This window comes from Acrocarpospora catenulata (genome assembly GCF_018476525.1).
Lineage (GTDB): Bacteria > Actinomycetota > Actinomycetes > Streptosporangiales > Streptosporangiaceae > Acrocarpospora > Acrocarpospora catenulata.
Window position 1 is genome coordinate 1 of sequence record NZ_JAHCST010000091.1, and the last position, 20,506, is coordinate 20,506.

A 20,506-nucleotide genomic window follows, 5' to 3' on the forward strand; every position below is an offset into this window, starting at 1 on the left:
GCCACACGAAGGGGCGATTGCCGGGGGACTCCCACCCACCCACCCGTTTGTGACCTTCGGTCGGACCCGGCTCCGCCGGGACGGTCGGCCACCAGTCCTGCGCGCCAGAAGCTGGTCGCCGTGGAGCCGGTTGCCGTGGAGCCGGTTGCCGTGGAGCCGGTTGCCGTGGAGCCGGTTGCCGTGGAGCCAGCGCCCACCCTGGTTGGCCTTCGGTCAGACACGGCTCCGCCGCGGTAGTCGGCTACCGCTCCGGCACACGCAAAGCTGGTGGCCGTGGGATTCCCACCACTCGGTTCGGCTTTCGGTCGTGGGCCCGGGTCCGCGGGCCTGGAAGCCGATCACTGGGGAGAACCCGGTCCTCGTCCCACATGCGACCAGCGAAGGCTGATTACCGTGGGACTCCCGCCCACCCTTGTTGACCTTCGGTCGGACCCGGCTCCGTCGGATGAGTCGGCCTAACCGATCGCATGTAGGACCGTGTAGGACGAGGACCGGGTTCTCCCCGGCAACCGGCTTCCGTAGTCGTATGTGGGAATTGCCCGGCCGCTGCCGGTGTCTGGACTGAACGTAGGGAGCGCAGCGACCGGAGAGAGGGAAGACACCGGCTGCGGAGCGGCCGGGCCGGCCCGCCGGAGGCGGGCCCAATGTCAACGCAGAGCCCGGTAGCCGCCCCACGCGGCCCCGGGCTCTCTCGTCGGTGCCTGGATCAGACGGCTCGGACTGCCTCCGCCTGCGGGCCCTTCTGACCCTGGGTGATGTCGAACTCTACGCGCTGGCCCTGCTCAAGGGCCTTGTAGCCGTCCATCAGGATTGCCGAGTAATGGACGAAAACGTCCTTACCACCGTCTACCGCGATGAAGCCGTAGCCCTTGTCCGCGTTAAACCATTTGACGGTGCCCTGCGCCACTTTCCGACTCCTCTTGCTGGGCTGGCGACGGACCATGCCCATTCCACCGCATGGTCCGTGACCTTTCGAGCCGGAACGATTACGTTCTCCCCGGCTACGTCGATCGTTCTCGACCATACCTGTGGCAAGCCGTGGGACAACAGAGTCAATCTCCAATCGATTGGCGCCCCGGACCGTTAGCAAGAAGGCAAGATTTTGGGTTTGTGATTACATAGTCGCGAAATGCACCATATGCCATAGCACACATTAAGCTTCGATAACGATAGAACCCCATGTCAACACGGAAACACCCACGCACTGTAGGAGTGCGTGGGTGCGAGGACAGCGTCCGAGGTCAGCCACCGGCCACGGCGGGGATCACTGAAATCTTCGCGCCGTCCGGCGTGGAAGTGTCCAGTCCGCCGGAGAATCGGACGTCCTCTTCCTCGACGTAGACGTTGACAAAACGTCGGATCTTGCCCGATTCATCCAGGATCCGCCCCCCGATGCCAGGGAAGTCCGCGTCCAGCTTCTGGAGCACCTCACGGAGGGTGCCCCCCTCCCCGGTCACCTCGGCGACACCCCCCGTGTAGCTACGGAGAATCGTCGGAATCCGCACCGAAACGCTCATTTGCCGCGCCCTTTCGTTGCTTCGAATCGGTTAGTTGGCGAAAGCCGTACGGAATGCGTCAAGGGACGGCCGGATAACCGCGGCCGGACGGGCCTGCGCCGCCACGGCGTCCAGCGTCTTGAGACCGTCACCGGTGTTGAGCACCACGGTCTCCCCGTCGGGGTCGATGACGCCGTTCTCGACCAGCTTGCGCAGCACGCCGACGACCACGCCGCCCGCGGTCTCGGCGAAGACGCCCTCGGTCCTGGCCAGCAGCCGGATCGCGTCGACGATCTCCGGGTCGGTCACGTCCTCCACCGCGCCCCCGGTCCGCCGGGCGATGTCCAGCACGTACGGCCCGTCGGCCGGGTTGCCGATGGCCAGCGACTTGGCGATGGTGTCCGGCCGGACCGGCTGGATCACCTCGTGCCCGGCCTTGAACGCGGTGGACACCGGCGCGCACCCGGCGGCCTGGGCCGCGAAGATCCGGTACTCCTTCGGCTCGACCAGACCGAGCTTGATCAGCTCCTGGAAGCCCTTGTCCACCTTGGTGAGCTGGGATCCGGACGCCACCGGGATGACGATCTGGTCCGGCAGCCGCCAGCCCAGCTGCTCGGCGATCTCGTACGCCAGGGTCTTGGAGCCCTCCGCGTAGTACGGCCGGAGGTTGACGTTGACGAACCCCCACTTCTCGCCCAGCGTGTCCCCGATGAGCTCCGAGCAGAACCGGTTGACCTCGTCGTAGGTCCCGTCGATGCCGACCAGGCGCCCGCCGTACACCGAGGCCATGGTGATCTTGGCCGCCTCCAGGTTGGCGGGCACGAACACGCAGGACTCCAGCCCGGCCCTGGCCGCCGCCGCGCCGACCGCCCCGGCCAGGTTGCCGGTGGAGGAGCAGGACAGGGTGTGGAAGCCGAAGTTGCGGGCGGCCTCGACGGCGATGGCCACCACCCGGTCCTTGAAGGAGTGGGTGGGGTTGCCGGAGTCGTCCTTGACGTGCAGGGCGCGCAGGCCGAGCTCGCCGGCCAGGTTGTCGGCCTTGATGAGCTTGGTCCAGCCGGGCTGGAGGTTGGGCTTGGCCGCCACGTCGGCGGGGACGGGAAGCAGAGAGCGGTACCGCCAGATATTGGTCGGACCGGATTCGATGTCGGCGCGGCTCACGGAGCCGAACTCGTACGCCACCTCAAGCGGACCGAAACACTCGATACAGGCGAAATTGGGGCCGAGGTCGTAACGGGTGCCACACTCCCGGCAGGAGAGGGCGGTGGCGGGTCCGAAGTCGGTGCTGAGCGCCATGAAGCGAGGCCTTTCCCTCATCTTCGCCTGCGACCACCCTGGTCACAGGCCGGAATTGGCACCTGTTCCGATCGGCCTCGCCCGGTCGCGAGTGAAATCGGAAGGGTTGCCGGGGCTTCGCAGGGCCGGTCCCTCCACCCCTCTGGATGAGCAGTTATTCAGTTGTGTCGAAGAGACTGTACCTCGCAGTCCCCGGTGTCCGTTCTGGTGTCTCATTGTGCGAGACGTCTTGTCCCGCCGAACGGTCCGGAACTCACTTGCCGAGGTACTCGTCCCCCAGCGCGGACTGGATGTACTTTCGGGCCTGGTGGATCCGGGATTTGGCCGTGCCCAGGGGGATGCCGAGCTGGTTGGCGACCTCGGTGTAGTCGAGTTGCACGATGTCGCGCAGGACCAGGGCCGCGGCCAGTTCGGGCTTCTCGCCCTCCAGGGCCTCCATGGCGTCCAGCAGGTCCAGCCGGGAACCGGCGATCACGCTCACCCGGCGCGGGTCGGGGCGGTGCTCGGGCAGTTCCTCGGAGGTCTGCTCGGCGGCCCGGCGCTTGAGCGAGCGGTACGTGGTCCGCGCGCAGTTGGCGGTGACGATGTGCAACCACGTGCTGAACCGGGAGCGCCCCTCGAACCTGCCGATGTTCCTGGCCACCGCGAGCAGCGTGTCCTGGCACGCCTCCTCGGCGTCCTGCCGGTAGGGCAGCAGCCGCTCGCAGTGGCGGAGCACGTCCGGCTCGATCCGGCGCAGCAGCTCGCCGAGCGCGCGGTGGTCACCGGTGGCGGCCTGTCCGGCCAGCTCCTCGGTGGTCTCGTCCAGCGCCATCGTGACGGCTCCCTGCTCGGCACGGCTGCCGGGCCCGCCTCCAGCGCCACGGCGTTTTCCTGACATCCTATTGCCGACGACAGGTTTTATTAATCTCCCGGCATCGTGGGGTGTGCCAACCGTGAGCTCAACGCTGATCGCCTCCAACCGCGGTCCCGTCTCGTTCACCCTGTCCGAGGACGGCGCCCTCACCATGCGCCGGGGCGGTGGCGGCCTGGTCTCCGGCCTGTCGGGGGTGGCCAAGGAGTCCGAGCTGCTCTGGGTCTGCGCCGCCCTGTCCGACGGCGACCGCAGCGCGGTCCGGCTGGCCCCCGGCGGGCGCCTGGACGAGGCGGGCTACCCCACCGGCCCGCTGCGCATGCTGGACATCCCCCCGGCGGTCTTCCACCGGGCCTACAACGCGGTGGCCAACTCCACCCTCTGGTTCGTGCACCACCTGCTGTACAACACCCCGTTCGCCCCCCACTTCGACACCCGGTTCCGCCGCGAGTGGGAGGCCTACCAGGACTACAACGGGGTGTTCGCGCTGGCCCTGGCCGAGGAGGCCGGGCACGGGGCCCGGGTGATGGTGCAGGACTACCACCTCACGCTGGCTCCCGCGATGCTCCGGGTGGACCGCCCCGACCTGCGCATCTCGCACTTCTCGCACACCCCGTGGGCGCCGCCGGAGTACTTCTCTGTACTGCCGGACGAGGTGGCGGCCGAGGTGCTGGAGGGGGTGCTGGGCGCCGACCACGCCGGGTTCCTGACCGAGCGCTGGGCGGACGCCTTCATGGACTGCTGCCGGGTGATCCTGGGCGCGACGGTGGACCGCGACAGCCGTACCGTCGGTTACCAGGGCAGGACCACGCGCGTCGGGGTGCACGCGCTCGGCGTGGACGGGAGCACGCTGCGGGCCAGGGCGGCGGAGCCGGACGTGGAGTCCTACCTTCAGACGATCAAGGAGCAGGTGGGGCCGCGGCGGCTGATCGTGCGGATCGACCGGACCGAGCTGTCCAAGAACATCGTGCGGGGCATGATGGCCTACCGGGAGTTCCTCGCCGAGCATCCGGAGTGGCACGGCAAGGTGGTGCACCTGGCCTTCGCCTACCCCTCCCGGCACGATCTGCCCGAGTACCGGGAGTACACGGCGGCGGTGCAGCGCTGCGCCAAGGAGATCGAGGACGAGTACGCCACCGACGACTGGGATCCGCTGATCCTCTACACCGACGACGACTACCCGCGCTCGCTGGCCGCCTACCGGCTGGCCGACGTGCTGCTGGTGAACCCGACCAGGGACGGCATGAACCTGGTGGCCAAGGAGGGCCCGGTGCTCTCCCAGCGGTGTGTGCTGGTGCTCTCCCGGGAGGCGGGCGCGGCGGCCGAGCTGGGTGAGAACGCTCTCGTGGTCAATCCCTACGACGTCTCGGGCACGGCCACCGCGCTGCACGACGCGCTCACCATGCCGGAGGAGGAGCGGGAGGCTCGGATCGCCCGGCTGCGCGCCGCCGCCACCGCGCTGCCGCCCGGCCGCTGGCTCTCCGATCAGCTGGAAGCGCTCTCCCAGCCCTAGGGCGGAGATCCCCCGCCTGCTACTTTTATCGTGCTGTGTCGCAATAATTCGGGGGACGCCGGGTGACCACGCCCACATCTGCGCTCGCACTCACCAGAGACCGGCCCACCTGGCTGGCCTACCTCATCCTCGCCGTCTTCGCCACCTACGTGTACGGCCTGGCCGCCGCCGTCCCGCTCATCCGCGCCGAATTCAACCTCACCCAGGCGGTAGCCGGCCTGCACGGCACCGGCATGGCCGTCGGCGCGATCGTCATCGGCCTCGCCCTCCCGATGATCACCGCCAGGTACGGCAGGCGCGCCGTCACCTGGGCCGGGATGGCCGGCATGAGCACCGGAATGGTGATCGTGGCCGCCGCCCCGAGCCTGCCCTTCACCCTGCTCGGCTACACCGTGGCCAGCGGCTTCGCGGCGGCCAGCCTCTACATCCAGATGGCCGTGCTCAGCGACCACCACGGCCCGGCGGGCCCGGCCGCGATCAGCGAGGCCAACGCGGTCGGCGTGATCGGCGGCATCCTGTCCTCCTACGTCTTCAGCCTGCTGGCCGACTCGGCGCTGGGCTGGCGGGCGGCCATGCTCATCCCGGTGGTGCTGTCGGCGCTCCTGGCGGTGACCATGTCCAAGGTCTGGGTGCCGGCTCGGGAGCCGGACACGATCACGCCGCCGTCGCCGGGGCGGATGCCGTACTCCTGGCGGTTCCACCTGGCCGGGGTGGTGCTGATGTGCTGTGTGGCGACCGAGTTCGCCTACACCATGTGGTCGGCGGAGGTGCTCTCCCAGCGCACCGGGTTAAGCGTGGCCACCGCTACCACCGGCATCACCGCGATGCTGGCCGGGATGGCGGTCGGCAGGTTCGCCGGGGCGCGGCTCACCCTGCGCTTCCCCGTGCACCTGGTGCTGGTCGGCGCGCTGCTGCTGGCCATGTCGGGGTGGGCGCTGTTCTGGAGCAGCACGGTGATCTGGCTCGCCTACGCGGGGCTGGCGTTGAGCGGGCTTGGCATGTCGATGCACTTCCCGCTCTCGCTCAGCCGGGTGATCGACTCCTCCGACGGCCGGCCGGACCAGGCGTCCGGCGCGGCCTCGATCTGGGCGGGGGTGGGGTCCGGAGCGGGCCCGCTGGTGCTCGGCGCGCTCGGCGACGGCTTCGGCACGCACACCGCGTTCCTGCTGGCCCCCGCCCTGATGGGGCTGGCGATCGGGGGGATCCTCAGTTCCAGGCGGCCATCAGGATGATGTTCGCCAGGCCCTTGGTCTGCCACTGGTCGACGACCAGGATCTTCGACTTGGGCAGGTACCACTCGCGCTGGTAGAAGTGCCCCTGCACGGTGGAGCTGGTCTGGCCGACCTTGATACAGGCGGCCTTCCACATCCGGTAGTTGGCCTTGTGCGCCGGGCCGAACTGCCGCAGGCCCTTGGCCGCCAGCTTGAACTCGCCGGTGAACAGGTTCTTGTCGTACACGCAGGGGCTCACGTCGGAGGCCGGGTAGAAGGGCCGGCTCGGGTCGTACGGGCTGAAGCCCTCGTGCCCGAGCTTGATGGCGGCCGGGCCGAGCACCCAGAAGCTCCGGCAGCCCGAGTCGCGGAACCCGAACTCGGCCGTGCCCTTGCTCTTGCAGGTGCCGGTGACCACCCGGATCCAGTCGGGCCTGACCTGGTACACCTTCCAGGCGGAAGGGATCACCAGGGTCAGGCCCTTACGCAGGTGGAGCGGCTTGGTGCCGGCGGCCGAGGCCGGCGCGGCGAGGGCGGTGAACACCGCGATCGCGGCGGTTAACGCAAGAAGAGTCCGTTTCATGCGGTGGACATTAGCGATCCCGGCTTGTAATCGACTTGAGGAGGTTCTCAAGGAAGGCGACCACTCCGGCGGGGCCGTCCACCACCAGGTCGGCCTGCTCGGCCAGCTTGCTCACCTCGGCCGAGCCGCTGCACACCCGGACCCCCGGGATGCTCACCTCTTCGACGGCCTCGAACGCGGTCAGGTCACCGAGGTCGTCCCCCGCGAACAGCACCGACCGGGCGCCGGTCTCCGCCAGCAGGGCGCGCAGCGCCTGGCCCTTGTCCATGCCGGGCCCGCGCAGTTCCAGCACCTTGCGCCCGGGTTCGACCAGCAGCCCGGCCCGCACGGCCAGCCCGCTCACCGGCTCGCGCAGGGCCGCCAGCGCGCCGTCCGGGTCGGCGCAGTTGCGAGTGTGCACGGCCACGGCGCGGCCCTTGTCCTCGATCCTGGCCCCGTGGGTCAGCTCGCCCAGTTCGCCGATGATGTCCGGGAGCTCGGCGCGTACCAGGTCCAGGCCGGGGGGTGGGGGCGGCGCGGTGACCTGGCCGCCCTCCCAGCGTTCCAGGCCGTAGTGGCCGAGAATGACCAGGCCGGGCACGTCGATCAGGTCGGGCCCGTCCGGGGTGTCGCCGAGAGCCACCGCGGTGCTCGGCTGGCGGCCGGTGATGATGGCGATCCTGGCGACCTGTTCGGCCAGCCGGATCAGCGCCGCCGGGGCGGCCGGGTGGATCCAGGCGGCGGTCGGGTCCTCGACGATCGGGGAGAGCGTGCCGTCGAAGTCGAGGGCCAGCACGGCACCCTCGGGATCGTTCACGATCGCGCTCAGACCCGCCTCGCCGCTCGCGGTGAGCACGTTGAAGCCTGCCACCTGCTGCACGTATTGCCCCCTTCGTCGCACGTGTTATGCCAAGGGTACGGAGTCAGCTCCCGCCGCCACGGCGGGCCTCCCGGCTGCCGCGCCGGGTCTGTCTGAGCCGGAGCAACCGGTTCACCAGCGCCGGGTCGGCGGCCAGCGCCTCCGGCCGGTCGATCAGTTCACCGAGCAGTTGGTAGTAGCGGGTGGTGGACAGGCCGAAGGTCTCCTTGATCGCCTGTTCCTTGGCGCCGGGGTAGCGCCACCGCTGGTTCTCGAACGCCAGGATCTGCCGGTCACGTTCGGAGAGCCCGGGGGGGCTGTCCACAATGTCCTCCGCGGTTCGGGGTCCCCATGCTAGCCGGGCGGCCCGCCGGATCGGCCATGCCATACCAGACATAACTGTACGTATATGAGCATTCACGAAAGGGTCAGGTTGGTCATGGAATCTGGCGGCTGGCACCAGGCGGGGAAACAGATTGGTCAGCGATCCCCCAAGTTTGCTTTGTGTCCCGCCCCGACACCATTGCCACATCCTGACCCCTGATCACGTTAGGCCGATCTCCAAGGGGTATAACGAGGCTTGGTTACACTGAGTAGTCATCCGTTACCGTGTGAAAGCGGTTGCGGGTTCCTTCGGGGGGAAATAGACATGATCCGCCGTATTCTCGTCGCGTCGGCCTGCGCCGGCCTCATCGCCCTTGGTCCCGCCGCCGTCGCTTCGGCTGCGACCGAGCCGGCCACTTCGAACGCCCCGCTCGCCGAGCTGATCTGCAACCTGGCGCACACCCTGTTCGGCAATGGCAGGGCTTCGGTCGGCGCGGTGGTCAACTCCGTCCTGGGCACCGCGACCGGTGGGGCCGGCACCGTCACCACCGTGATCCCGCTGCAGCAGTAGCAACAGCGCAGAAGGCCCCCGCTGGGACGAACCCGGCGGGGGCCTTCTGTACGATCGCCGCTTCAGCTGACGTGCACCACGTCGTGGGCCTCGGCGAAGTGGCAGGCGCTCTCGTGGTCGGTCCCCGGCCTGATCTGCAGCAGCGGCTCCTGCTCCGCGCAGATCTCCTGGGCCTTCCAGCAGCGGGTCCGGAACCGGCAGCCCGACGGCGGGTTGGCGGGCGAGGGCGGATCGCCCTGGAGGATGATCCGCTCCCGGTGCTCGCGCCCCTCCGGGTCCGGCACCGGCACCGCCGACAGCAGCGCCTGGGTGTACGGGTGGCTGGGCCGGTCGTAGATCTCGGTGTCCTTCCCGATCTCCACGATCTTGCCCAGGTACATCACCGCGACCCGGTCCGAGATGTGCCGGACCACCGACAGGTCGTGCGCGATGAAGATGTACGCCAGGTTGAACTCGTTCTGCAGCCGCTCCAGCAGGTTGATCACCTGCGCCTGGATGGACACGTCCAGCGCCGAGACCGGCTCGTCGCAGACGATGATCTCAGGCTGGAGCGCCAGCCCACGGGCGATGCCGATGCGCTGCCGCTGGCCGCCGGAGAACTGGTGCGGGTAGCGGTTGATGTGGTCCGGGTTGAGCCCGACCACCTCCAGCAGCTCCTGCACCTTCTTCCGCCGGTCCCCCTTGGGGGCCACCTCCGAGTGGATCTCGTACGGCTCGCCCACGATGTCACCCACCGTCATCCGGGGGTTGAGCGAGGTGTACGGGTCCTGCATCACCATCTGGATGTTGCGCCGGATGCCCTTCAGCTCGGCGCCACGGGCCGAACCCAGGTCCCGCCCGGCGACCCGGACCGTGCCAGAGGTGGGCTGCTCCAGCGCCATCAGCAGCTTGGCCAGCGTGGACTTGCCACAGCCCGACTCGCCCACCACGCCCAGCGTCTCGCCGCGGTGCAGGTCGAAGGAGACCCCGTCCACCGCCTTGATGGCGCCGATCTGCCGCTTGAGCACGATGCCCTGGGTCAGCGGGAAGTGCTTGACCAGATCCCGTACCTCCAGGATGGGCTCACCCTGCGGTGCCATCCAGGACCTCCCTCCAGTAGTGGCAGGCGCTGCTCCGGGTGCCGCTGATCTGGTGCAGCGGCGGCACCTCGGTCACGCATTCGTCCTGCTTGTAGGGGCAGCGGGGGTGGAAGGCGCAGCCCGTGGGCATGTCGAGCAGGTTGGGGGGCAGGCCCTTGATCGCGTACAGTTCCTGGCCCTTCAGGTCGACCCGGGGGATCGACTCCAGCAGGCCCTTGGCGTACGGGTGCGCCGGGTTCTTGTACACATCGTGCACCGGGGCGTTCTCCACGATGCGGCCCGCGTACATGACGGCGATCTTGTCGGCCACGTCGGCCACCACGCCGAGGTCGTGGGTGATCAGGATCATCGCCATGTTGCTCTCCCGCTGGAGTTCCGCGAGCAGCTCCATGATCTGGGCCTGCACGGTCACGTCCAGCGCGGTGGTGGGCTCGTCGGCGATCAGGATCTCCGGGTCGAGCGCGATGGACATCGCGATCATGATGCGCTGCCGCATGCCCCCGGAGAACTGGTGCGGGTAGTCGTTCACCCGCTGCTTGGCCGCCGGGATGCGGACCCGCTCCATCAGCTCGATCGCCTTGGCGTACGCGGCCTTGCGGCCCATGCCCCGGTGCACCCGGAACATCTCCGCGATCTGCCAGCCCACGGTGAAGACCGGGTTGAGCGCGGAGAGCGCGTCCTGGAAGACCATGGCGATCTGCTGGCCCCGGATCTGGGACCGCGCCGACTCCGACAGCTTGAGCAGGTCGGTGCCGCGGAACCGGATCTCCCCCTTGGGAATGCGGGCCGGCGGCATGTCGAGGATGCCCATGATCGCCTGGGCGGTCACCGACTTGCCCGACCCGGACTCGCCGAGCACGGCCAGCGTCTCGCCCGCGTCGAGCGAGTAGGAGACGCCGTTCACCGCGCGGGCCACGCCCTGCCGGGTCGTGAACTCCACGTGCAGGTTGTCCACGGCCAGCAGCGGCTCGGTGCCGAGGCTGCCCGAAAAGAGGCTGGGCGACAGGTGCGTGTCCACCGCACCGGCCGGTCGATTCATCTCCGGCACCTCCTATCGGAGCTTGGGGTCGAGGGCGTCGCGGACGGCGTCGCCGAGCATGACGAAGGCCAGCACGGTGATGCTGAGGAACAGCGCCGGGAACAGCAGCGGCTCCCAGGCCTCCAGGAACCGGTTCCGCGCGTCGGCGATCATCAGTCCCCAGGAGATGTCCGGCGACTGGATGCCCACCCCGAGGAAGGACAGGGCCGCCTCGGCCGCGATGAACAGGCCCAGGTTCATGGTGGTCACCACGATGACGGGGGCCAGCGCGTTGGGCAGCACGTGCCGGAGCATGATCCGCCCGGGGCCGGCGCCCAGCGCCCGTGCGGCCACCACGAAGTCCTGGTTCTTGGTGGTGATCACCGCGGCCCGCATGATGCGCAGCACCAGCGGCCAGGCCAGCACCGACAGGGCCAGCACCACGCTCCCGATGCCCGCGTTGTCCCGGCCGATCACGGCCAGGATGAGCAGCGCGCCCAGGATGGACGGGATGGCGAAGAAGATCTCCGCGATCCGGGACATGATCACGTCCACCCACCGGCCGTAGAACCCGGCCACCAGGCCGAGCGCGCCGCCGACCAGCGAGGTGGCCAGCGTGGCCGCGATACCCACGATGATCGAGATGCGAGCGCCGTAGATGACCCGGGAGTAGGTGTCGCAGCCCAGGTTGTCGCTGCCGAACCAGTGTTCACCGGTGATGCCCTGGCGGGCCCTGGACAGGTCGCAGGTCGCCGGGTTGTAGGCGTCGATCGGGGAGAACAGTCCCGGGAACACCGCCATGACCACCAGGACCGCGACCAGCCCCGCACCGATCAGGAACACCTTGTTGCGGCGCAGGTCGTACCAGGCGTCCGACCACAGGCTGGCCGGCTTCTTGGCCTTCTGCTCCCGCTTGCCGGTCTTCTCAGGCGGGGTGGCCGTGATGGTGGAGTCACTCATAGCGGATCCTGGGGTCGAGTACGGCGTACAGCAGGTCGACGATCAGGTTGGCCAGGATGTAGACCAGCACCAGCACGGTGACGATGCCGACCACCACCGAGTTCTCCCGCAGGTAGACGGACTGGAACAGCTGCCGGCCGATGCCGTCCATGTTGAAGATGGTCTCGGTGATGACCGCGCCGCCCATCAGCGTGCCGAGGTCGGCGCCGAGATAGGTGACCAGCGGGATCAGCGAGTTACGCAGCGCGTGCCTGCCGAGCACCCGGCGGCGGGGCATGCCCTTGGCGATCGCGGTGCGCACGTAGTCGGCGCGGAGCGTCTCCATCAGGCTGGTCCTGGTCAGCCGGGTCAGGTACGCGATGGACGTGCCCGCCAGCACGATGCCGGGGACGAGATAACTTCGCCACCCGTCGCGCAGGCCCGCCACCGGGAAGAAGTCGATCCCCGTGGAGAGCTTGAGCTGCACGCCCAGCACCAGCTGGAGCACGAAGCCGCTGACCAGGGTGGGGATGGACACCAGCAGCAGGGTGAAGGCGAGGACGCCGGTGTCGGCCCAGCTACCGCGGCGGAGCGCGGCGATCAGGCCCAGGCCGATGCCCACGACCGCCTCGATGAGCAGGGCGGTCATCGCGAGGTTGAGGGTGACCTGGAACTTGCCTTCGAAGATTGTCGACACCGGCAGCCCACGGAAGGTCATTCCGAAGTCACCGCTGAAGATGTCCCGAACGTAGTACCAGTACCGGACGAGCAGCGGTTCGTTCAGGTGGAACATTTCCCGCATGGTCTGGGCGAAGACGGGGTCCACGCGCCGGTCACCGGCCAGGGCCTGCAGGGGGTCACCCGGCAGCGCGTAGACGATTGCGAAGATGAGGAACGTGGTGCCAAGCAGCACAGGGATCGCCTGAAGCAGGCGCCTGACAACGTAGCGGCCCATTCGGTCTCCCGATCATGACAAAAAGGGCAGCCCACACGCAACCGAGCGGGCTGCCCTCAAGAGTGATGGTCCACCCCGGGCGACTCAATAGCCACCCGGGATGGTTACCGATGGAAACCGGTTACGCTCTCTCGACGTTGAAGAGCTCGATCCGCTCAAACGGGTCGATCTTCACGTTCTTCACGTTCTGCGAGAAGGCGCCGTTGGTCTGGTAGAAGTAGACCGGAATGTAGGGCAGTTCCTTGAGCAGGATGTCGTCCGCGGCCTGGTAGGCGGCGATGCCCTCCTCCAGGGTCTTCGCCGAGTCACCGGCCTTGATGTGCTCCTCGAACGCCTTGTCGTCGAAGCCCGAGTAGTTCGAGCTGGCCTTGGCGGCGAAGATCGGCTTCAGGTAGTTCTCCGGCGACGGGTAGTCCATGATCCACGCCATCCGGAAGGCGCCCTTCCACTTCTTGGCGCCCAGGTCGTCGAGGATGGTGGCGAACTTCTCGACCGGCTTGGGGGTCACCTCGGCGCCCAGGTTGGTGCGGAGGTTGTTGGCCACGGCCTCGATCCACTCCTTGTGGCCGCCGTCCGCGTTGTAGCCGAGCTCAATCGCGCCCATCTTGGCGCCGCCGGCGCTGTCGAACAGCTCCTTGGCCTTGACCGGGTCGTAGGTGCAGGCCTCGCCGCAGGCGCCCTGGCGGTAACCGGAGACGACCGGGCTGATGAAGTCGTCGGCGGGCACCCGGGTGCCGGAGAAGACGGTCTCGGTGATCGTCTTGCGGTCGATGGCCATCGAGATGGCCTTACGGATGTCGGCGCTCTTGGCGTAGTCGGCGCCGGTCTTGATCGGGAAGCCGATGTAGCCGACACCGGAGGAGGGCTGCTCGATGTAGCGGTCGCCGAACTCGGCCTTGGCGCTGCCGATGGCCTCAGCGGGCAGCTGGTCCATGATGTCCAGGTTGCCGGCCTGCAGGTCGCGGTAGGCGGTGGCCAGGTCGGTGTAGATCATGAAGTCGACCGCGTCGAGCTTGGCCTGCCCCTCCTTGAACTCGTCGTAGCGGACGACGGAGATGGACTGGTCCTTGCCGCGCTCCCACGGCTTGGCCATCTTGAAGGGGCCGTTGCCGACCGGGCTCTTGCCGTACGCCTCGGTGACCTTGCCGTCGGGGCCGAAGGCGGCCTTGGGCATCGGGTAGAAGGCGGTGTAGCCCAGCATGGTCGGGAAGCCGGAGAAGGGGTTCTTCAGGGCGACCGTGAAGGTCAGGTTGTCGACGACCTTCAGACCGGAGAGCGAGGTCGCGGTCGCCGCCGGGGCCTCCTGCGGGCCCTCGCCGTCCGGGTCCACCGGGTTCATCTCGTCGTAGCCCACGATGCTGCCCATGAAGTAGTTGCCCTCATAGGCGTTGGCGCCGTTCGCGGTGTAGTTCCAGGAGTCCACGAAGCTCTGCGCGTCGACGGGGGTGCCGTCGTGGAACTTGTAGCCATCCTTGAGCTTGATGGTCCAGTTGACCTGGTCATCAGATGTGATCGTCTCGGCGATCTGGTTGACCGGCTTCTTGTCCGCGTCGTAGTTAACAAGGCCGATGAAAAGGGCGTTGAGCACCTCGGCGCCGCTGGTCTCCGCGGTGTTGCCGGGAACGAGCTCGTGCTGAGGCTCGGCGATCTCGACCCGCACCGGCTGCGCGGTGGTGGTGCCACCGCCGCCCGGGGTCGAGGGGCTCTCGCCGCCGCCACAGGCGGCGACCGCGAGCATAAGCAGCGCGGAGCCGGCGATGAACTTTGCGCCCTTGGTTACGCGCATAGTGAGTTGATCCTCCCTCAAGGAATGGGCGTTGGCGCTGAGCTGCGACAACGTCCGTTGCGCACCCCCTGGCCCCTTATGAGGTCCAGGATTTGCAGACGCGGTCAAGGCAGCTGACGCCCTGCCAGTCGTCCGCGAGCATCCCTCACCACCTGCACCAGACTTGTCTCTGCTGCGTTGCAGTTCGGTCACACGTGCGTCTGTCGGGCGTCATACGCATACCAACACGGGTGGCTTAAACGCCGCAAAAGCCACAAACCACCCAACAAGGTACACATAACGTTTGGAAGGTCAAGCCCTGGGGGCCACATGGTGGGACAGGCCTCACTCTTGTCCCCATATCAGGACGGCTTGGGCTACGGTTGACCAAGCTGTGGCGTACTGGGCCGCGGCGGCCGTACGGATCCACTGTGAGGAGCAGGCGGATGACCATCGCAGGCTTCTCGTTCACCAGCATCCAATAGAGTCCATGCCATGAGCCAGCCGGAATCCGCCGTCGCGGACGCCCAGGCGGGCGGCCAAGCGACGGGTTCGCTGGCCGAGCTTGCCCGCCGCCATGGGCTTCGCCGTGCCATCGCGCGGCCGAGCCTGCCCACCTATGTCCGCCAGCTCTGGGCCCGGCGACACTTCGTGCTCAAGTACGCGACCTCGCGGAACGTGTCGAAGTACTCCGACTCGGCGCTCGGCCAGCTCTGGCAGCTGCTCACCCCGCTGCTCAACGCCGGCGTCTACTACCTGATGTTCGGCGTGATCCTGAACCAGAAGAAGGACATCGAGAACTACACCGCGTTCCTGATCACCGGGGTGTTCATCTTCACCTTCACCCAGCGCACGGTGAGCGGCGGGGCCAAGTCGATCTCCGGCAACCTGTCGATGATCCGGGCCCTGCACTTCCCGCGCGCGGCGCTGCCGCTGGCCTACGCGGTCCAGGAGCTCCAGCAGCTGGCCTGGTCGATGGGCGTGCTGATGGGCATCGTGCTGCTGACCGGCGAGACGGTCACCATCGCCTGGCTGCTCATCCCCGTCGCCCTCTCCCTCCAACTGGTCTTCAACATCGGCGCCAGCCTGTTCATGGCCCGCGTCGGCGCGTTCGCCCGGGACATGAACCAGCTCCTGCCGTTCATCATGCGGACCTGGCTGTACGCCTCCGGGGTCTTCTTCAGCATCCCGAGCCGGGTCGCGGACCTGCCGGAGTCGATGAGCTTCATCCGCTACATCCTGGAGCTCAATCCGGCGGCGGCCTTCATCGAACTAATGCGTGACATCCTTATTCACGACCATGATCCACCCATGTGGGCCTGGTCGACTGCCATATTCTGGGCGGTGTTCGCGCTTGTCATCGGCTTCTGGTTCTTCTGGCGGGCTGAGGAGAGGTACGGCCGTGGCTGAGGCGGAAGCAATGGAAAAGGCACTGGCGGCCGCCGAGGAGCCCAGGGTGCCGCACACGGGCACGCCCACGGTCATCGTGGACGACCTCCACATCGTCTACAAGGTGTACGGCTCGACCAGCGAGGCCGAGAAGGGCAACGCCGCCACCGCGCTGCTCCGGCTGCTCCGCCGCCAGGGGCGTCCGCAGATGAAGGAGATCCACGCCGTCAAGGGCGTCTCCTTCGTGGCCACGCACGGCGACGCCATCGGCATCATCGGCCGCAACGGCTCCGGCAAGTCCACCCTGCTGCGGGCCATCGCCGGGCTGCTGCCCCCGCACAAGGGCGCCGTCTACACCGACGGGCAGCCGTCCCTGCTCGGCGTCAACGCGGCCCTCATGAAGGAGCTCACCGGCGAGCGGAACATCGTGCTCGGCTGCTACGCGATGGGCATGAACCCCGCCGAGGTCCGCGCTAAGTACGACGACATCGTCGACTTCTCCGGCATCGGGGAGTTCGTCCAGTTCCCCATGTCCACCTACTCCTCCGGCATGGGCGCCCGCCTCCGCTTCGCCATCGCCTCCGCCAAGACCCACGACGTCCTCCTCATCGACGAGGCCCTCGCCACCGGCGACCGCGAATTCAAACGCAAGTCCCAGGAACGCATCATGCAGATGCGCGAATCCGCCGGCACCGTCTTCCTCGTCGCGCACAACCTCGACGTCATCGAGGACACCTGCAACCGCGTCATCTGGCTCCACAAGGGCAAAATCAAGATGGACGGCGACCCCAAGGAAGTCATCGCCGCCTACAACAAGGCGTGACGATCCCCTTCACAGGGAGCGCAGATACTCCCCAACGCTTCCCGTTTCCGTTGGGTGGGCGACCAGCCCGATGTGTCCGTCCGGGCGAATGAGGATCAAGGCGTCGGTGCCGTACGCCTGTGCCACGTGCCCGCCGTCGTCCAGGAGGCCGCCCGGCCCGACCAGGTAGGGCTTGACGATGTCGGAGCCGACGTCGCCGACCACCGGGGCGCAGCGTTCGCCAAGGCCGAGCAGCGTGAAGTGCGGTCCACGGAAGAGATCGAAGAGGCGAGTCGGCGTGCCGGTGGCGGGGTCGCGGAGCGGCGCGTCCGGTGCCCGGTCGCCCGGTCGAGGTCCGGTGGGCCGGCTTGCGGTCTGGCGGGAGAGCCGGCTCCACGGGTATCGGAGCATGAGCTGGGTGAGTTCGCGCGTGGCCCCGGCGTCCATGCCGCCGCCCTTCTCCTTGATCGCCTCGAGAACGGCGTGGAGCACTTCCGAAGTGATGTCGAGTAGCCAGCTCGCGATCGGCAGCCGTTCCTCTTCGTAGGTGTCGAGCAGGCCTGACGTGGCCTTGCCGGCGAGCACGAGGCCCAGCTTCCAGCCGAGGTTGTAGGCGTCCTGGATCCCGCTGTTCATGCCGAGACCACCCGCGATCGGGTGGACGTGCGCGGCGTCACCGGCGAGGAACACGCGGCCCACCTGGAGTTGGTCGACCATGCGAACGTTGACCCGGTAGCTGGAGCGCCACGCCAGGCTGTGCAGGCGCACGCCCGGAACGCCGGCGATCCGGTCGAAGGTCTGCTGGAATCGTTCCAGGGTCGGTTCGAGCGGCGAACCGTCCTGGTCGAGTTCATGTGATGCCTGCACCTGGAAGGCGTCGGTGCCGGGGAGCGGGCAGAGCATGATCCCGCCGTCGCGGGTGAGCCACTGGTGCCAGGCGTCGCGGCCAAGCCCCTCGACCTCGACATCGCCGACGGCCATGAGCTGGATGTCCGGCGTCTCGCCGCGCAGACTCAGGCCGAGTGTTCTGCGGACGGTGCTGCGTCCGCCGTCGCAGCCGACCAGATACCGCGCCTGGATCTGGGCTTCGCCGACCGTGGCGGTCACGCCGTCGGCGTGCTGGCTGAAGCCGCGCAGTTCGGCGCCCAGTTCGACGGCGACGCCGAAGTCGGCCAGCCGCTCACGCAGGATCTGCTCCACCCGCCACTGGGGGATCATCAGGCCGGTCGGGTACGGGATGTCGGGCGTAGGCACCAATCCGGCCTCGGGATCGATCTCAGCGATCACCTCCGCACCCTGGTACTTGCGATGCGGCAGGTGGGTGATCCCGGAGGCCAGCATTCGGCCGATCACCGCGAGGTCGTCGAACACTTCCAGGCTGCGCGGGCTCAGTCCCTTACCGCGGGAACCGCCAGGAAACTCCTGGGCCCGATCGACGATGCGCACCGCGACGCCACGCCGGGCAAGATCACACGCGAGCGTCAGGCCGGTCGGGCCGGCGCCAACCACGAGGACATCTGTCTGAGTCACCCGCCCATCAAAACGTTACCGGGTTAAAAAAGCAACCGGGTCACTAATGTTACGCTGTTCAGATGATCGAGCCGACGGGCCTGCGGGCCCGCAAGAAGGCGCGAACCCACGACGCCATCGCCGACGCGGCGATCTCGCTGTTCCTGGCGCACGGCTTCGACCAGGTCTCGATCAACGACATCGCCGCGGCGGCCGAGGTCTCCAAACCGACCCTCTTCCGGTACTTCGCGACCAAGGAAGACCTGGTGCTGCACCGATTCGCGGATCACAACGGTGAGGCCGCCCGCGTCGTACGTGACCGCCCGCCCGGCGTCGCACCGGTCACGGCACTGCACCGGCACTTCCGGGACGGCCTCGACCGCCACGAGCCCGTCACCGGCCTCAACGATCACCCCGTAGTGGTGGCGTTCCATCGGCTGGTGTTCACCACCCCGAGCCTGGCGGGACGGCTCACCCAGTACCTGCTGGAGGACGAGGAGGCGCTGGCGGACGCCCTCGGCCCAGGCATCGAGGCACGACTACAAGCCGCCCAGGTACTCGCGGTCCAACGAGTCCTCGCCCGAACCAACTGGCAGAAAATCGCCGACGGCCGATCCGCCCACGACGTCCACCCCGAAGCCGTCGCCGACGCCGACCAGGCCTTCACCCAACTGCGGTAACCCCCGCTTCACCCATCTCGATTATCGGAACTCTCCCCGCGGTCAACCTGGGGTGGGGGTTGGGGGGTGTCAGGGGGGTGGCCCAGGGAGAGGAGGAGGCGGTGGAAGTGGAGTTCGTGGAGTTCGTGCGGCGGCGCGGGGAGCATCATCTGCGGACGGCGGTGTTGCTTACCGGGGACTGGCATGCGGCTGAGGATCTGGTGCAGTCGTGTCTGGGGAAGCTGTACCGGGCGTGGGGGCGGCTGGATACCAGCAGTGATCCGGATGCCTACCTACGGCGGATCATCGTCAACACGCATCGGTCGTGGTGGCGGGCTCGATGGAGGCGGGAGATCCCGCGGGCCGAGTTACCTGATCTGACCGATGGACGAGACCTGGGAGAGACCAGAGCCATCGCGGAGGACGTCAGGAAGGCGTTGGCGCGGTTACCGGCCAGGCAGCGCACGGCGCTGGTGCTGCGGTTCTTCGCCGACCTCTCAGAGGCGGAGGTCGCCGATCTCATGGGGTGCTCGCTGGGCACGGTGAAAAGCCACACCCATCGCGGCCTGCGGGCCATGCGGCAGCTGATCTCCCCGGAAACCCTGGTCAACCGAATCGAGGAGGAAGGGAGTGTGACCCGGTGACAGACCGACACCAGGAGCCGTACATGTCAGAGAAAGAGATCCGCACCCTGCTCACCAGAGCCACCGCCGACCGCCCCCCGGGCATCCAACTCCTCCCCGCGAGGATGCCCAGCCGCAGACCGGCCCGCATCCTCATCCCGGCGATCGCCACCCTGGCCGTGGCCGCCGTGGTGAGCGCGATCGCCCTGATCCTCCCCGCCCAGACCTCGGCGTACGCCCACGTGATGGCCGCGGTCGAAACCACCAGCCAGGAGAGCTACCGCTTCCATGGCACCTCAGGGGGCACCAGGAACTTCGAGGGCGCCTTCGACCCCGCCCGCCGCATGGGTGTCATCACCCGGGTGGAGGACGGCGGCGAAACCCGCTTCGTCGGCGACGTTGCCTACACCAAGCAGAGCGCCGACGCCAAATGGATGGCCGAGGAATACACCCCTCCGGGAACAGACAACGTGAACATGTTCGACGCACCGGCCGTCATCCTGGTCAAGACCGCCCCCCTGGACCCACAGGTTGCCCTCCAGAATCTCCGCAGCGCCACCAACGTCGAGGAAAGCGCCCCCGCCACCGGCGACGGCTGGACGGGCACACGCTTCACCTTCGCCCTGAACGGCGAGAAGTCCGACCCGCCCGTGTCCGCCTCCGGCACCGTGGACGTGGACGATCAGGGACGGGTCCGCCGCTTGGAGGTCACCTTCGACGATGGCAACACCAACACCATGACCTTCACCGACTTCGGCACCGCCGTCACGGTCGAGGCCCCGCCCGCCGACCAGATCGGGAAGCCGGAGGGTCCGAAGGGCCCCGGCAAGCCGGTCGAGAAGACCGATCCGGCCGGCGACAGGCCCGCCGACAGGAAGGCCGAGGGGGCCGAGAAGGGGGCCGTCGAGTCCGAGGGCACCGCGGCCGAGAAGCAGTTCAAGGAGCAGAAACTGAAGGAGGAGCCGGCCGCCAAGCAGTCCTGACCCGCTCGACCGCCGGGAGGCCCAGTGGCCTCCCGGCGCGCAACTTGGCGGGAGACGACGGATGGTTGGAGGATGGAGGCGACAGGGAGATCAACATCGT

General features: G+C 68.0%; 21 protein-coding genes and 1 riboswitch. Of the genes, 8 read left to right on the forward strand and 13 right to left on the reverse strand.

The features are described from left to right. Positions 1-706 precede the first annotated feature (706 nt). The 4 genes from KIP79_RS43500 to KIP79_RS43515 form a co-directional block, all read right to left on the reverse strand. Entirely contained in the window at positions 707-907 is a 201-nt protein-coding gene (locus tag KIP79_RS43500; RefSeq protein WP_079319298.1) for a cold-shock protein, read from the reverse strand. Between the two features lie 334 nt (positions 908-1,241). Continuing rightward, positions 1,242-1,517, reverse strand: a complete 276-nt coding sequence (locus tag KIP79_RS43505; protein WP_214110924.1) for a MoaD/ThiS family protein — start codon at positions 1,515-1,517, stop codon at positions 1,242-1,244. A gap of 30 nt (positions 1,518-1,547) precedes the next feature. Then, on the reverse strand, positions 1,548-2,792 hold the full coding sequence (gene thrC / locus KIP79_RS43510) for a threonine synthase (protein ID WP_250214828.1): 1,245 nt from the start codon (positions 2,790-2,792) through the stop codon (positions 1,548-1,550). Positions 2,793-2,806: 14 nt separating this feature from the next. Beyond that, positions 2,807-2,945, reverse strand: a riboswitch (SAM riboswitch). A 100-nt stretch (positions 2,946-3,045) separates the two neighbouring features. Continuing rightward, complete coding sequence (locus KIP79_RS43515; RefSeq protein ID WP_214110926.1) at positions 3,046-3,606, reverse strand: RNA polymerase sigma factor; 561 nt, start codon at positions 3,604-3,606, stop codon at positions 3,046-3,048. 121 nt (positions 3,607-3,727) lie between these two features. On the opposite strand from KIP79_RS43515, the gene KIP79_RS43520 reads away from it, so the two are divergent. Both KIP79_RS43520 and KIP79_RS43525 read left to right on the forward strand, forming a co-directional pair. After that, on the forward strand, positions 3,728-5,158 hold the full coding sequence (locus KIP79_RS43520) for an alpha,alpha-trehalose-phosphate synthase (UDP-forming) (protein WP_214110927.1): 1,431 nt from the start codon (positions 3,728-3,730) through the stop codon (positions 5,156-5,158). A gap of 62 nt (positions 5,159-5,220) precedes the next feature. Beyond that, a complete protein-coding gene (locus KIP79_RS43525) occupies positions 5,221-6,390 on the forward strand; it encodes an MFS transporter (protein ID WP_214110928.1) in 1,170 nt (389 codons plus the stop codon). On the opposite strand, the gene KIP79_RS43530 is transcribed toward KIP79_RS43525, so the two are convergent. Genes KIP79_RS43530 through KIP79_RS43540 form a run of 3 tightly spaced genes read right to left on the reverse strand, consistent with a single transcriptional unit; the run spans position 6,365 to position 8,115 of the window. Next, entirely contained in the window at positions 6,365-6,952 is a 588-nt protein-coding gene (locus tag KIP79_RS43530) for a hypothetical protein (RefSeq protein WP_214110929.1), read from the reverse strand. The genes KIP79_RS43525 and KIP79_RS43530 overlap by 26 nt on opposite strands. Positions 6,953-6,962: 10 nt before the next feature. After that, positions 6,963-7,811 (reverse strand): trehalose-phosphatase, encoded by an 849-nt coding sequence (gene otsB / locus KIP79_RS43535; RefSeq protein ID WP_308170215.1) that lies wholly within the window; start codon positions 7,809-7,811, stop codon positions 6,963-6,965. 43 nt (positions 7,812-7,854) lie between these two features. Next, complete coding sequence (locus KIP79_RS43540; protein WP_308170216.1) at positions 7,855-8,115, reverse strand: DUF3263 domain-containing protein; 261 nt, start codon at positions 8,113-8,115, stop codon at positions 7,855-7,857. Positions 8,116-8,439: 324 nt separating this feature from the next. Here KIP79_RS43540 and KIP79_RS43545 point away from each other — a divergent pair, with 324 nt between their 5' ends. After that, positions 8,440-8,685, forward strand: a complete 246-nt coding sequence (locus KIP79_RS43545) for a hypothetical protein (protein WP_214110931.1) — start codon at positions 8,440-8,442, stop codon at positions 8,683-8,685. A 62-nt stretch (positions 8,686-8,747) separates the two neighbouring features. Here KIP79_RS43545 and KIP79_RS43550 read toward each other — a convergent pair whose 3' ends face one another. The 5 genes from KIP79_RS43550 to KIP79_RS43570 form a co-directional block, all read right to left on the reverse strand. Continuing rightward, a complete protein-coding gene (locus tag KIP79_RS43550; protein WP_214110932.1) occupies positions 8,748-9,764 on the reverse strand; it encodes an ABC transporter ATP-binding protein in 1,017 nt (338 codons plus the stop codon). After that, positions 9,748-10,803 (reverse strand): ABC transporter ATP-binding protein, encoded by a 1,056-nt coding sequence (locus KIP79_RS43555; protein WP_214110933.1) that lies wholly within the window; start codon positions 10,801-10,803, stop codon positions 9,748-9,750. The genes KIP79_RS43550 and KIP79_RS43555 overlap by 17 nt, the downstream gene beginning before the upstream one ends. A 12-nt stretch (positions 10,804-10,815) precedes the next feature. Further along, entirely contained in the window at positions 10,816-11,742 is a 927-nt protein-coding gene (locus tag KIP79_RS43560; protein ID WP_214110934.1) for an ABC transporter permease, read from the reverse strand. After that, entirely contained in the window at positions 11,735-12,676 is a 942-nt protein-coding gene (locus KIP79_RS43565; RefSeq protein WP_214110935.1) for an ABC transporter permease, read from the reverse strand. The genes KIP79_RS43560 and KIP79_RS43565 overlap by 8 nt, the downstream gene beginning before the upstream one ends. 121 nt (positions 12,677-12,797) lie before the next feature. Beyond that, positions 12,798-14,462, reverse strand: coding sequence for a peptide ABC transporter substrate-binding protein (locus KIP79_RS43570; RefSeq protein WP_214110936.1), 1,665 nt, complete (start codon positions 14,460-14,462; stop codon positions 12,798-12,800). 474 nt (positions 14,463-14,936) lie between these two features. Here KIP79_RS43570 and KIP79_RS43575 point away from each other — a divergent pair, with 474 nt between their 5' ends. Next, complete coding sequence (locus KIP79_RS43575; RefSeq protein WP_214110937.1) at positions 14,937-15,851, forward strand: ABC transporter permease; 915 nt, start codon at positions 14,937-14,939, stop codon at positions 15,849-15,851. 10 nt (positions 15,852-15,861) lie between these two features. Beyond that, positions 15,862-16,653 (forward strand): ABC transporter ATP-binding protein, encoded by a 792-nt coding sequence (locus KIP79_RS43580; protein ID WP_214110938.1) that lies wholly within the window; start codon positions 15,862-15,864, stop codon positions 16,651-16,653. A gap of 9 nt (positions 16,654-16,662) precedes the next feature. Here the strand turns inward: KIP79_RS43580 and KIP79_RS43585 are convergent, their stop codons facing one another. Next, on the reverse strand, positions 16,663-18,162 hold the full coding sequence (locus KIP79_RS43585; protein WP_214110939.1) for an FAD-dependent monooxygenase: 1,500 nt from the start codon (positions 18,160-18,162) through the stop codon (positions 16,663-16,665). 62 nt (positions 18,163-18,224) lie between these two features. Between KIP79_RS43585 and KIP79_RS43590 the strand changes: the two genes are divergently transcribed. The 3 genes from KIP79_RS43590 (at position 18,225) to KIP79_RS43600 (ending at position 20,406) form a co-directional block, all read left to right on the forward strand. After that, entirely contained in the window at positions 18,225-18,821 is a 597-nt protein-coding gene (locus tag KIP79_RS43590) for a TetR/AcrR family transcriptional regulator (protein WP_214110940.1), read from the forward strand. 101 nt (positions 18,822-18,922) lie between these two features. Further along, positions 18,923-19,444: a SigE family RNA polymerase sigma factor gene (locus KIP79_RS43595; protein WP_214110941.1), complete on the forward strand. Its 522-nt coding sequence runs from the start codon at positions 18,923-18,925 to the stop codon at positions 19,442-19,444. 23 nt (positions 19,445-19,467) lie between these two features. After that, positions 19,468-20,406 carry a hypothetical protein gene (locus KIP79_RS43600; RefSeq protein ID WP_214110942.1) on the forward strand — a complete coding sequence of 313 codons (939 nt, stop codon included), beginning with the start codon at positions 19,468-19,470 and terminating at the stop codon, positions 20,404-20,406. The last annotated feature ends 100 nt before the right edge of the window (positions 20,407-20,506 follow it).